At 36.0% G+C, this 13,169-nt stretch carries 10 protein-coding genes; 3 read left to right on the forward strand and 7 right to left on the reverse strand.

The features are described from left to right. Positions 1-11: 11 nt before the first annotated feature. A complete protein-coding gene (gene porV / locus SCA31_RS08650; RefSeq protein ID WP_410696542.1) occupies positions 12-1,172 on the reverse strand; it encodes a type IX secretion system outer membrane channel protein PorV in 1,161 nt (386 codons plus the stop codon). A 60-nt stretch (positions 1,173-1,232) separates the two neighbouring features. Next, positions 1,233-5,129, reverse strand: coding sequence for a type IX secretion system sortase PorU (porU, locus tag SCA31_RS08655; RefSeq protein WP_410696543.1), 3,897 nt, complete (start codon positions 5,127-5,129; stop codon positions 1,233-1,235). A 165-nt stretch (positions 5,130-5,294) separates the two neighbouring features. Between porU and gldJ the strand changes: the two genes are divergently transcribed. Together gldJ and SCA31_RS08665 are read left to right on the forward strand one after the other, a co-directional pair. Next, positions 5,295-6,896 carry a gliding motility lipoprotein GldJ gene (gene gldJ, locus SCA31_RS08660; RefSeq protein WP_410696544.1) on the forward strand — a complete coding sequence of 534 codons (1,602 nt, stop codon included), beginning with the start codon at positions 5,295-5,297 and terminating at the stop codon, positions 6,894-6,896. 66 nt (positions 6,897-6,962) lie between these two features. Further along, complete coding sequence (locus SCA31_RS08665; protein WP_410696545.1) at positions 6,963-8,234, forward strand: UDP-N-acetylmuramoyl-tripeptide--D-alanyl-D-alanine ligase; 1,272 nt, start codon at positions 6,963-6,965, stop codon at positions 8,232-8,234. Here SCA31_RS08665 and SCA31_RS08670 read toward each other — a convergent pair. Next, positions 8,227-8,838 carry an NUDIX hydrolase gene (locus SCA31_RS08670; RefSeq protein WP_410696546.1) on the reverse strand — a complete coding sequence of 204 codons (612 nt, stop codon included), beginning with the start codon at positions 8,836-8,838 and terminating at the stop codon, positions 8,227-8,229. The two genes, SCA31_RS08665 and SCA31_RS08670, sit on opposite strands and share 8 nt — an antisense overlap. A 195-nt stretch (positions 8,839-9,033) precedes the next feature. Further along, the gene (locus SCA31_RS08675) at positions 9,034-9,597 is read right to left on the reverse strand and encodes a hypothetical protein (RefSeq protein WP_410696547.1); all 564 of its coding nucleotides are present in this window, start codon (positions 9,595-9,597) and stop codon (positions 9,034-9,036) included. Between the two features lie 131 nt (positions 9,598-9,728). On the opposite strand from SCA31_RS08675, the gene SCA31_RS08680 reads away from it, so the two are divergent. Further along, positions 9,729-10,118, forward strand: a complete 390-nt coding sequence (locus SCA31_RS08680; RefSeq protein WP_076352325.1) for an orotate phosphoribosyltransferase — start codon at positions 9,729-9,731, stop codon at positions 10,116-10,118. Positions 10,119-10,172: 54 nt separating this feature from the next. Here the strand turns inward: SCA31_RS08680 and SCA31_RS08685 are convergent, their stop codons facing one another. The 3 genes from SCA31_RS08685 to SCA31_RS08695 are packed head-to-tail and all read right to left on the reverse strand — an operon-like array spanning position 10,173 to position 13,100. Beyond that, positions 10,173-11,216, reverse strand: a complete 1,044-nt coding sequence (locus SCA31_RS08685) for an anhydro-N-acetylmuramic acid kinase (RefSeq protein WP_410696548.1) — start codon at positions 11,214-11,216, stop codon at positions 10,173-10,175. Positions 11,217-11,218: 2 nt separating this feature from the next. Beyond that, on the reverse strand, positions 11,219-11,818 hold the full coding sequence (gene lptC, locus SCA31_RS08690; RefSeq protein ID WP_076352323.1) for an LPS export ABC transporter periplasmic protein LptC: 600 nt from the start codon (positions 11,816-11,818) through the stop codon (positions 11,219-11,221). A 1-nt stretch (position 11,819) separates the two neighbouring features. Then, a complete protein-coding gene (locus tag SCA31_RS08695; RefSeq protein ID WP_410696549.1) occupies positions 11,820-13,100 on the reverse strand; it encodes a hypothetical protein in 1,281 nt (426 codons plus the stop codon). Between the last annotated feature and the right edge of the window lie 69 nt (positions 13,101-13,169).

The raw sequence follows: 13,169 nt of genomic DNA on the forward strand, positions 1-13,169 counted from the left end.
TGTTACAGTTCTTAACGATCGTTGTTGGATGTTTCTTCTCCAATGTTCCAGGTAAGTCCGAAACGAAGTGTGTTATCCAAAGCACTGTTTACTTTTGACATATTGATCAGGTAGGAAAGATCCAGCCCAAAAGAACGGTACTTCAACCCAAGACCTGCTGTAGCAAACTGTCTTGCTCCCTGCTCTTCACTTTCATGGAAATAACCTCCTCTTACAGAGAAAGCATTGTCATATGAATATTCCAAGGCTCCACTATACATGATACTGTTCTTGTTCTTGAAAGATTTTCCGATACCCGCCATTGGGCCTACGTTTGGAATTTCGTATCTAGGTTGTCTGTCCGGGCCGATTCCTGCATATTCAGATCCTGGAACCAAAAGCTTTGATCCCTCGAAGCTAATTCCTATTCTATTAAGATCATCCATATACATATCATAACCAACCCCTAATCTTGCCATGGTAGGCAGATAAGATCTTGATTCTTCGTTTCCTGTATAATCTAGTTTAGGACCTAGATTCTGTACTGCAAAACCAGCATTCAGTTTACCGTCATATCCTCCAAAACTTGAGAATCTTTCGGAAGTGTAGTATCCTGAAATATCTACAGCAAAAGAGTTTGCCGCTTTAAGTGTAGTATCTGTATTGAATCCTCCGGCTAAGTCTGAACGGATAAATCTACCTGTTACAGCCATTGAGTAGGAATCTGAAAGTTTCAAACCATAGGCAACATCAATAGAGAATTCATTAGGTTTAGATACCCCCATTGACGTAACGTCTGAACCTACCAACTGAGTCAGGTCTACCTGTCCCATATTGAAATAATAAATACTTGCAGAGATGGTAGATCTTTCATCTTGTCCCAAGAATTTATGGAATGCACCATATAATAAGAATACATCATTGGTAAGCTTGCCCATATATGGTGTATAAGATAGACCTACGGAAGAACTTGTTCTGCTAAAAGGATATTTAGCTGCATTCCAGAATTGTGAGAATGCATCAGGCGAGGTTACTACCCCTTGATCTCCCATACCTCCTGATCTTGCGTCTGGTGCAATTCTTAGGAAAGGAGCTCCGGTTAGTACAGGGTTTATTTTACCTAAATCTTGCGAATAGCCTAGAAAACCAGCACTTAACCCAAATCCTAAAAGCAGTTTAGTAGTTAAATTCATATGTTGTCTTTTATATATTATCAGTTTTTTATTAATATTATTATCTATTGTATTAATTAATTATTTCAAAAGTACCATTTTTTCTACAGCTGTAGCACTTCCTTTGCATTTTTCTTGATTTTGACTTTTTGCAAATATCTTAAAAATATACGTACCTTTTGCAACTGTAGCTCCAAAATCATCTCTTCCATCCCATTCTATAGCCTGGCGAGGGGTTCTAAAGCCCTGTAGGAACGGTTCTGCAACTACCGGTTGAGATAAAGTTCTTACCAATCTTCCGGTTATTGTGTAGATCTGTACATTCACATCCAAAATATCGTCACAGTTATGTTCAAACTGAATATACGTCTTATTGGTGAATGGATTTGGCCAGTTCAACGGACGGTTTATGGTCAGATGTTGGTCAGACTCATCCTTAACCTCAAAATTTAACGTAGTAGTTGTTGAATTATTGTTTATATCCCAAACTTTAAATGTCAATTGATGTTGTCCAATAGCAAGATTTCTGAAAGGGTAGGTTACATTCCCTTTTTGATAGTCGGCAAGACTTGGATTTAAACATCCGTTTCCTTCACCTGAAGCATAGAAATCATTTAAGATAACAGTATTGATAATTTGGCCATCCAGATATACCGTAATATCGTGGCCTATCCCTGATCCTGTAGAGTTGATTCCTGTGTCATCCGTAAGGCAGGCTAACAACATAGGGTTTTGGTTTGTGATTCCACCATCTGCGAAGTTGGTGTTATTCATATATAATTTTACTTTTGGCGGCTGATTGTCATTGACTCCGTTAGGGTTAATGTCACCTACCTGTACAGACTGGTTGTTGAATACATCCATTACCTTATTATCTGCATATCCCAATAGTCTTCCTTCTCCTACAGCATAATTAATATCCTTTGGAACATAGAATTCTGCGGTAAATACTCCGTTTACTGCCATTCCGGAAGCCTTTACAATAGCACTTCCTTCTTCTGTGTATGATAGTATCGGGGATAGTGACCCGTTGTTATTCAGGGTCTTTTTATTTAATCTTTTATCAAAAATATTGATGGAAACTCTACCATTAAATGTATTGTTTAAGGTTCCGTTAGGATTGTTGATGTGTCCTTTGATTTTCACAAAGTCTAATCCTCTGATTAATCCCGGAACAGGAGTTTCAATATTGTCAATCTCTAATAACCTTTGAGGTCTGCTTAATTTCATTGCAGGGTCACCCAGGAAATTTACCCTTAGGTGGTTGGCATTGGCTCCTTTTTCTTTTCTTGCATTTAAGTGTGCATACCCTAGGGTATTAAAGTCATCACTATTTAATTTGAATATATTTCTAGTGAAAACATCCGTGAAATCACGTCCGTAATCTACCCCGATGGCGCGGCTGGAAGTAATCATGGAAGCAGGACCTCCTTGCTTAAGCTTCATAAACTGCTCACCAGCAGAATTTGTTGCAGGCTCATCCCATAAAGTAAATTCACAGGTTATAGTAGATACAAGCGGAAACCTGCTGTATACATTAGAGAAGTTATTAGAGTTCTGGATTTCAGTACTTGTTAATACTCTTTCCTGTGCCCAGCCGTTGATTCCTCCATGTCCGAAATAAAACAGATAAAGACTGTTACCTATACTATTAGATATAGCCTGGTTTACCTGTGGATATCTTGGCCCTCCTGATGTACTTTGAATCGTAAAGGCATCCTGATATAATTTTTTGACATTATATTCCTTAAGCGTTTGCACACCTGGCTGTTCAAAAAGACCAGATAATGTATTGTTCATTACATTATGGAAAGGTCCTCCGCCTTCTCCATTATCATCCACTACGAAGTCAAGTCGCATACGCCATTCTCCAAAAGGACTGGATTGTCCTGGAAGTGAATTATAATATGCCAGGGTTTTGTCAATCATGTTCCCTGCTTCCGTTATATTGGCTGCCGGAATTCTACCTACAGGAAGATCCGGTAAATTATGTTCAACGAATAAGGTTGTTTGTGGCTGAGTCATTACAATATAGTCATCTGTAACGAATGAAGCTATATAATCTGAAGAGTGCTCACTCTGATAAGAAGTAACAACGTTGGTGTTATTGGGAACTCTGTTCTTATAATCATAGGATGTGTCACCAAGGATAAATACATACTTCAGTCTTCCGGCCGGAGTATTCAGCTTGGTTACGAAATCTCTTACAGCCGTAAGATCTTTACTTCCGTTCCCAAATTCCTCATAGACTTTGTTTACATCTACAATTTCTACCTTATAGTTATTCTTTGTCTGATGATAATTGGCAAGTCTCTGTGCCTGTCCCATCATTTCAGGTACAGTAAGGATCAGATAATCTATTGCCTGCAATGCAGAAAGATTCTGATTAGATATTCTCCCTACGAACTGTGGGGTATAAGCCGCATCAGCACGAAAAGCCACAAACTCATTATTGAAGTTCTGGTCTGCAGCGATATAAGCAAAGTTAAAAGATCCTGCTCCCGCTTTATTGACTCTTCTATTAACGTTGGTAATATCTGTAACATCCCATACCTGTTCCAAACTGGATGCATTGGAAACACTAAATCCATAATTTGTACTACTTCCACTTAGAATAGAGTAATCCCTGAAGTTCATTTGAGAACCATTAAACGATAAATTCTCCTTATACTGTACTTCAAGATAGTCAAGGTAGAATGTTCCGTTAGGGTTTTTAGCAATATCCGGATTATATTTAAAGGTAATCTGGTTTCCTGTAAGGTTGGTTGTTGTTCCGGAATATAATATCGGGAAGAAAGTATATTGATAGCTGCTTGTATCGGTAGAAACAGTTTGAGAAAATGAAGGAAGATCATTGAATTTAATCTCAATAGAGTTCTGTTGTGATCTGTAGCCTATTACTCGTGTTCTATACCTTATTAGATCATTGGGCTGAATAGGAGAATTGGTAGTAAGGGTGATTACCTTTTCAGAACTGAAAGGAGAATCTTCTACCCATGTTCTTCCTACTTTCAGGAGATTTTTCTGATCATTATTGATGACCTGGTAGTTGTCATACCTTGTAATCAGTTGTGGAGGGAGAGTTCCGTCAATAGCCTGAACTCTTTTTCCCATACCTTTATCAAAGTTGATATAATAATATGAAAAATCATCATATATATTTTTTACATTGTTGCTGGTGTCAGATCTTGTCTCTTTTCTCTTAATACCGTTTCCGTTGGAGGTGTCATAAAGATTATATCCATCTGGGCCCTGTGCATAGAAAAGAGCATAATCGCTATCATTCCATACCCCGTCATCTTCACCTACCACCTGAATAGCATTTTCTTGTAGTGAATTGTATCTTGGGTCTTGATTAAACTCAGGAAGCATATTTCCACCATTTCCGTAAATTCTCATGTTTTTTGGATTTACAGAAGATGGATTAATTCCATTATCTCTTAAAAATTGTGTGGTTACTTTAAATACTCCGGACTTATCTACTTTTATTTTGTAAAAGTTCCCACTTGCCAGTGGATTACCGGCTGTTCCTATCTTACTTACACCTCCAGAAATATTCAATGGAGTAGAGGCTTCCGAAACATTAAAGGAAGAAAGTCTTTGGACACGTCCTTTTACATTTTTAAATAAAGCAACATTAATACTTGCATATCTTTCTCCATCTAATGTATAATAAACAACATCTGCAATATCGTGATCAGGAAGGCTGCTTTTGTCTAATTCAAATAAATCCTGGTTGGAAACACTGTCCCAGGCAAAGTCAGAAATCTTTAGCTGGTTTTCTCCTATTTTTTGCTTAGTTACTATAAAAACATTATTTTGGCTGAAAGAAAAACCTTCATTTTTGAAATTGGGAAGATTTAATTTTGTGTCACCAAAATCCTGGATTTTGGAACCATTCCATTCTATGGTGTTTCTTTGAGCGTAAAGTACTGTTGTAAAAGCGATTAAGGATAAAAGCGTGATTTTTCGTCTCATGTTTATTATTGAAATTGCTAAATTACAAAATAAATCAAAATTTTAGAATTAAATTGTGATACAATAAAATTAAATTGTTAACGTTTTTCAAAAAAATCAAATCTTTATTTGATTTATTGAATAATTTATTTTTTCTTTGTACTCTTGAAAATATTTATATCGACTATGAAAAAACTAAAGTTGTTTTCATTAATAGCATTAAGTTCTACACTTGCATTAACCAGTTGTGGCGGGTCCGGAACCAGCAAAGGTGGTGGTACCAAAAAATTTGTCAGTAAAACGGGTTGGAAGCCAAACGAAAAACAGGGTTGGTTTTTTGCAGGAAAGCAACAGAAGCAGAAGGGTTGGCCGGGAATGGTATATGTAGAAGGTGGAACTTTTACAATGGGATTAGTGAAAGATGATGTTATGCACGATTGGAATAACACACCACGCAGAATGCAGGTGAGTTCATTCTTTATCGGTGAAACTGAGATTACTAACTACGAATACCGCGAATACCTTACATGGTTGAAGTATGTATTCCCTCCAAGTGACCCTAGTTTTAAGGAAATCTATAATGGTGCTTTACCAGATACCTTATTATGGGACAACAAACTATCTAGAAACGATTATAATGAAACCTATCTGCGTTCTCCGGAATTTGATTACTATCCGGTTGTAGGGGTTTCTTGGACTCAGGCAAACAGATACTGTGAATGGCTTACAGACAGAGCAAATGAAAAAGCTTTGATGCAGGCAGGTGTTATTGCTAAGGATTTATATATCAACGAATCTAATAACCAAGGAGGTACTGCATTCAATATGGATAAATTCAAAGCGAATGATCCTGAAATGCAAGGGTATATCAACGAAAAAAGAATGCAGCAAAAATCTGGTATGAAAACAACCAACCAGAGATTATTATCTGCAAACAGAGCTCCAAACTCTGCAATGGTTCAGAAATTCAGACTTCCAACAGAAGTTGAATGGGAATATGCAGCTCTTGGTATGGCTAAGAATAGAGAATACAACCAATACCTAGGTAAAAAACCTGAAATCGAAAGATTAAGAGGTACCAAAGGAAAGGAGAGAGGAATGTTCCTGGAAAACTTTAAAATGGGTAAAGGTGACTATTCAGGGATCGCAGGATGGAAAAATGACGGATCTGCACAAACTTCAGATGTAAGACAATATCCATCTAATGACCTAGGAATCTATGGGATGTACGGTAACGTTGCAGAATGGACTGCTGATGTGTACAGACCTATTATTGATGAAGATTACAACGACTTCAACTACTACAGAGGAAATATGCCTCAGGCTATTGTAAGAAACGGTGACGGAACTTATAAGATGGTAGATGAAGGAACTATTAAATATGATACATTAGCTGACGGAAGATTAGTATATAAAGGACTTCCTGGGCAATTTGAAAGAGAAACAATCGCTGACTACAGAAACTATAGAGATGGAGACAGACAGTCTTCTCTAGAGTACTATAGAGCTTCAGATTCTACTGCAGGATTCGATATGTATAACGCTCCTAAGAAAAGCTTCGTTGTAGATGCTAATGGTAGAGTGAAAATGCAGAAAGATGGCAAGGATAGAACTTCTGGAATTTCTAACGATGTTAGAGTAGTAAAAGGAGGATCTTGGCAAGATACAGCATATTGGCTGGATCCGGGACAAAGAAGATATAAAAATCAAGGTAGAGCTTATGGATGGATTGGTTTCCGTGTTGCACAAGATGCTAGAACCAACGAAAAAGCTAGAACTAGAAGATAATATTTATCAAAAAAAATACTTAAAAAAAACCTTCCGGATTTTCGGAAGGTTTTTTATTTTTGAACTATGAATATAGAACAATTTTATCCTTTATTTTTGAAGGCCAATAAAGTAACAATCGATAGCAGAAAAATAGGCGGAAATGATATCTTTTTTGCTTTCTCCGGTGATAACTTTAATGCAGCAACACTGGCAGAAAAAGCCATTGATGAGGGTGCCCTGGCTGTAATTGTTGAGCAATCTGAATTTGAAAATAAAGACAGGAATATTTTCTATGTTCCATCTACACTAGAATTCCTACAGCAATTGGCTATCCACCATAGAAATCTGCTTAAGATTCCTTTTATTGGGCTTACAGGAAGCAACGGTAAGACCACCACAAAAGAACTTATTCATGCTGTGCTTTCAGAAAAGTTTAATGTACAGTATACCTCAGGGAATCTGAATAATCATATTGGAGTGCCTCTTACCATTCTTTCTATAAAGCCCGAACATGAAATGGCTGTGATTGAAATGGGAGCCAATCATCAGAAAGAAATAGAATTTCTTTGTACAATTTCAAAACCTGATTTTGGATATATTACGAACTTTGGAAAGGCTCATCTGGAAGGGTTTGGAGGCTTCGAGGGAGTGATTAAAGGAAAGTCTGAGCTTTATGCTTACCTTAAAGAGAATCATCAAACCATTGTTGTTAATGAAAATGACCCGATTCAGGTTGAAAAAACAGTGGGGTATTCTCCTACCATTACGTTTGGAAAAGAAACTGCAGACTATAATTTTGAAGCATTTTCAGAGGATCATTTTGTAGGATTGATCTATCAGGCAGAAAAGGCAGTTTCAAAACTGACTGGAGACTATAACTTTACCAACCTTTGTGCTGCAGCAAGCCTTGGACTTCACTTCGGAATCAGTTTTCAAGAAATAAAGCATGCCGTAGAACAGTATACACCAACAAATATGCGTTCGCAGGTTGTAAAGAAAGAAGGCAGAACGCTCGTGCTGGATACATATAATGCCAATCCAAGTTCCATGACTGCCTCATTGAATAACTTTATCACTTTTGAGGGCAGTAAAACCATTATTATTGGTGATATGCTGGAATTGGGTGCTGAGAGTGAAAAAGAGCATCAGAACATCCTTAATTTGGCTCAGGAGCTTAAATTTAACGAAATTATTACCGTAGGAAAATACTTTAAGGCAATAAATCCTTCAGATCTAGCTTTTGAAAGTACAGCTGCTTTGATTGAATATCTTCAACAACATAAAATTCAATCAGAAAATATACTACTGAAGGGATCAAGAGGAATAGCTCTGGAAAAGGTAATAGAATTTATTTAGCCTTTGAAGCCCAGAACTCCTTTACAATAAGTTTAATATTCTGGAATGTGCTTGGGAAAACTTCATCTTCAATCTGAGTGGTGTTTTTCCAGGCAACTTCAGTAATGCCTTCTTCTATCTGTGGTTTTGAAGTATCTTCTCCATCGAAATTCATTTCAAACCAATGGGTACATTTCAGGATTTTGTCACCATTTCTTTCTATATAGATATGGTAGGTAGTATTAATGAATTCTGCAAGCTCTACATCTACCAGTCCGGTTTCTTCTTCAATTTCCCTTACGGCAGACTCTTCTCTGGATTCTCCTTTTTCCATTTTCCCTTTCGGAAGATCCCATTTACCTAGTCTTTTGATGAAAAGCATTTCTCCCCCGGGATTATTCACAAGGCCGCCTGCAGCTTCTATAATTCTGAATAGCTTTTGGAACTCGTGCCAGATCTCATCAATATTCTCTCCAAAAACATTAAGTTCCTTTACAGAAGTATTCTCCAGAAGATCCAATGCAATCTCTAAAGTCGTGAAACTTTCATACTCAAGGTTTTTTTCAAGTTCCTCGGAATGCTTAGATATCAATAATTTTTTTTCGTTCACAAAAACTTTATACATTTCTAATATTTATTGAGGGTATTGATAATCAGTAAAATGGATTTTGTAAAGATGTGAAAATATGCTGGTATTCCGACATGTTTTATTTTCTCTTCGCTACAATATATTCGCAAATATATAAAATAAAGCACAATATGTTCTGCTTAAGAGCTTTATTTTTACGTTCTATTGCGGGCTTTAGGAACATTTATATTATCAATCAGCATTCTCCTGATTATCCGTTCTTTCAATCTTATAATATAATACATCTTCACTAATCATAAAATGATAAGTAAGGTAATCATCCGTATTGAAAGAGGCCATATAGACATCCAGATCATCTGTATTTTGACTTTGCAAAAATTTTATAGCTTCATTATATTCGTTAAACTTATTTAGCTGTCCTCGAACAACCACGTTTATTTCAATCAGCTTTAATTTATCCGAGTAATATTTTACAATATCATACCAGTTTTTACTTGTATATTGTTTGTCTAGTTTAATTTTGCTATAAAAATTAATACTGCCCACTTTATCATTATCTTCTGTCTCTAGAAAAGAGAGATAGTAATACTTATTAATATGAACAGACTTAATGCTTATTCCAAAAGATTCTTGTTCAATCTTCTTTTGCTTGAAGTTCTTTAGTATATTATTTATAGGAGCCCCTATTTTAGATTTATACTTTTCTACATCAAGATAGGTTTGTGAAAAGCCGTAAGCAGGAATAAAAAGAACAAGGGCTATTAGGATTTTAGGCAGGCTTCTATTTTTTTTCATGATTTAATTGATTTGTCAATGATTATTTAGTTTTTTAAGTTTCTCAGGATGCTTAGGTATTAATAATTTTTTTTCGTTCAAAAAACTTTATACATTTGTAAGAAGTAAGAAACTAAAAACAAAAATAAAAAATGAATTTAGAAGGACGAAAAATTATTGTCAATAAATCATCTAAAGAGCTGTCGGAATTATTGAAAACGCCTGAAAATTACAAAGATTTTATGCCAGACGGTCTTCAAAAATTTGAAACAAAAGATAATGGCTTTAAGTTTGGACTACAGGGGATGCCGGAAATTGCATTGAAAATAGATGAAGTAACTGACCAAAAAGCTATTTTGAAGTCTGCAAGCTCAAGCTTGGATTTTTCATTAACAGCAACATTAAATCCTATCAATGAGAACCAGACTGAAGTTCAGATGTTGTTTGAAGGAAAATTCAATCCATTTATCAAAATGATGGTAGAAAAACCATTACAGAACTTTATCAATACGTTGACAGATAAGATCGAAGCTTATAAATAATAAATAAAAAACCTTCATGAAAATGAAGGTTTTTTTATGCTGTAAATTGTATTGTTAAGCAATTACTCCTGAGCTGTGGTCAGAAGTGCTTCCTGTGGCTGAAGATAAGATATTTATCTCGTTGTTTATTTTTAAAACACCCATAAATGCAAAGATCAGAGCTTCCTTATAATCAATGATCTCCTTTTCAGGGATGATTACCTCAGATTTTGTTTTTGCCTTTATTTTTTCAATTAAAAAGGTGTTATAGGCGCCTCCTCCTGTTATCAGTATATCCTTAATGTTATTTTTATTGATGGTATTTGAAATTTGCTGGGCAATATGTTCTGTCAAAGTAGCAAGTGCATCCAAAGAGTCTATATGATCAAGCAATGGAAATACATGCTGATTGCACCATTCTATACCCAATGATTTTGGATGTGGCTGTTGATAGAAGTCCAGGGAATTAAGTCGGGAGAGTAAATCCTCATTTATTTTTCCTTTTCTGGCAAGATCGCCGTTTTCATCAAAACCTTTATTGAGTTGTCTGGCTAATGTATTCAGGATAATATTAACGGGAGCAATATCAAAGGCTATCCTTTTTCCATTGTCTTGTAATGAGATATTTGAAAATCCACCCAGATTGAGACAAGCTCCATAATCTGAGAAAAGCAACTCATCACCAATAGGTACCAAAGGTGCTCCATTTCCTTTCATTAAAACATCCTGGCTTCTGAAATCGTAGATGACAGGCAAATTCGTTTCCAATTTAATAGCCCTTCCATCTCCGATCTGAAGGGTAAATTTTCTTTGAGGCTGATGAAAAACTGTATGACCATGAGATGAAACCATGTCGATATCTTCAAGTTGATGCTTTTCAATAAATTCCTTCACCTGCTGTCCCAGATAGAAACCATACTCCGAGTGGAGTTCCAACAGGTCATCTACGGAAAGATGAATAGAGTTTCTTAGTTTATTCTCCCAATCAATGGAATAGGGCAGGGTATTGGCGTTCAGGATCTCAAAGGTCCATCTGTCGTGTTTCTTAAATTCTACAAGACAAATATCCAAGCCATCCAGACTTGTTCCGGACATAAGCCCGATAACCCGAAATTTCATGATTAAGGAGTCGTTTTTTTATTCTCAGAAAGTCTTTTTGAACTGAAGTCTCCTGAGTTATTATAAAAAGTATATTCAGAGAAGTCATCCTTGGCAGTCATCCCATTGGCTCCCACTAAAGTAGAACCGTCTTCCATGGTGACATATACCGTATCTTTCGTATAGATTCTATTTTTCTTTTGATCCCAATAAATGCTTTGCATGGCAAATCTTTGCCCTTCATTCGTCTTGATCCTTACATCACCTTTTGCTTCGTAGAATTTTTTATATTCAAAAATACGAGCGTATTTCGCAGTAATTCTTCCCGGAATCTTGGGCTTCTTCTTATCGAAAAATTCAATATCTATCCCTTTTCTGGCCACTACATACGGACTGTCAATTAATTCATATTTTTCAATAATCGGGGCCTTGGCCTTTAGGACTACAAAACCAGAATCACGTTGTACGATATTGGCGTTATTAATGATCTGTGAGGGAAAGTTCTTGCTTTTGCTGCCTTTGTTTTTGGTAAGATCTTCCTCACAGGATGTCAATATAAAAAATATAGCACAACTAAAAAGGCATGCTATATTTTTATATACTATTTTTTTTGAAAAGTTCATTCTAGTTATAAAGAGACTTTCTGAACCATTTATCAGCAAAGTTAAAGCCGATTTTTAGGTTGATAAAGTTCTGGTTGATAAGGTTATCATTAAGAGTTCCTCTTTTACCTACTTCTACACCAAGTTCAAGGCCGCTCATTCTCGTAATACTACTGTTTTTGAATGGAAGCATTACACCGGCTGAAATACCAAATTTATTGATGCTGTTCCCTTCCAATTTCAGATTTCCTCTTTCATAGAAAGCTCCATATCTATAGACTACCCTTGAGAAGTAGTTTCTGAAGTTGTTATAGTTAGGTAAATACCATCCTCCGGCAGAAATTCTATAAGTATCCTGGAAGTCAAATGTTCTCCCAAAATAAGAAATATCCTCACCTTTTTTATAGTCAACCTGTCCGGAAACAAACCAATGGTTATCACTTCCATATCCTACCCCTACAGAAGCCTGTAATGGAAGTAGATTTTTAGATTTTGTATCTTGTTGTTCCAAGATCTTTTCATCAACTTTAGTTCCTGCTGCATCTGCATACCTGTAGGTACTGTTGATGTATTCAGTAGTCATATTGCTGGTGTTCCCGAAAGTAGCCGTAGCCCCTATTGTTAACTTTTTATCAGTACGAGTATTTAACTTCTGGTAGCTGGTACCCAATGTAAAGTTAAAGTTTCTAACTCTGTTTTTCGTTTCATACCCATTGATGTACTCAGAATATGAGGTACGAAACTCATTAAGGTCATATAAATCCCCAAAATAAAGATTGGCTCTTGCCCCTACAGAGAATTCCTGATTAATTTTGTAAGAAACGGCAACTGCTGCAGTGTTCAACGTACCACTTCCTTTAAATGCGTTATAGTATGTAGTACCACTCTCAGCAATCTGCTGGGTTGCTATATCATAACTTTTTGAACTATAAGGCTGATAGGAAATCCCCATTTTTACCCTTGAAGAGATAGGAAATGCCAAAGCAATATTAGAAAGGTAAGTTGAATGCTTTGTAGATTTCATATCGTTATAATTCGATTTGAAATAATTGTTTTCGTTGGTTGCCTCCAGTTTTATACTTGTAAGCTCGAAATTGGTGTTGTTTGCAGGGTTTGCAAAGTTGAAACTACTCGTAAAGTCACTTATATAAGCAGTAGATATACCTCCCATGGAAGCAGTTTCGATCGTATTATCATATTTTACATCTCCAATTCCATATGTTGCATAAGGCGAGTTGCTTAGACTCTGTGCATTAAGGAAATATCCAACCGATATGAATGATACTACAAAGATTTTTTTCATTCTTTATTTTTAAAACAATGCGCAAATATCTTAAATATTAATGAATTGTAAAAATTATATGTGGTTAAA

It is taken from the genome of Chryseobacterium sp. SIMBA_028 (genome assembly GCF_046535285.1).
In the GTDB taxonomy this organism is placed as follows: domain Bacteria; phylum Bacteroidota; class Bacteroidia; order Flavobacteriales; family Weeksellaceae; genus Chryseobacterium.

Coding starts and splice junctions, on each gene's coding strand:
- porV (WP_410696542.1), bottom strand. CDS start 1,172: ATGAATTTAACTACTAAACTGCTTTTAGGATTTGGGTTAAGTGCTGGT.
- porU (WP_410696543.1), bottom strand. CDS start 5,129: ATGAGACGAAAAATCACGCTTTTATCCTTAATCGCTTTTACAACAGTA.
- gldJ (WP_410696544.1), top strand. CDS start 5,295: ATGAAAAAACTAAAGTTGTTTTCATTAATAGCATTAAGTTCTACACTT.
- SCA31_RS08665 (WP_410696545.1), top strand. CDS start 6,963: ATGAATATAGAACAATTTTATCCTTTATTTTTGAAGGCCAATAAAGTA.
- SCA31_RS08670 (WP_410696546.1), bottom strand. CDS start 8,838: ATGTATAAAGTTTTTGTGAACGAAAAAAAATTATTGATATCTAAGCAT.
- SCA31_RS08675 (WP_410696547.1), bottom strand. CDS start 9,597: ATGAAAAAAAATAGAAGCCTGCCTAAAATCCTAATAGCCCTTGTTCTT.
- SCA31_RS08680 (WP_076352325.1), top strand. CDS start 9,729: ATGAATTTAGAAGGACGAAAAATTATTGTCAATAAATCATCTAAAGAG.
- SCA31_RS08685 (WP_410696548.1), bottom strand. CDS start 11,216: ATGAAATTTCGGGTTATCGGGCTTATGTCCGGAACAAGTCTGGATGGC.
- lptC (WP_076352323.1), bottom strand. CDS start 11,818: ATGAACTTTTCAAAAAAAATAGTATATAAAAATATAGCATGCCTTTTT.
- SCA31_RS08695 (WP_410696549.1), bottom strand. CDS start 13,100: ATGAAAAAAATCTTTGTAGTATCATTCATATCGGTTGGATATTTCCTT.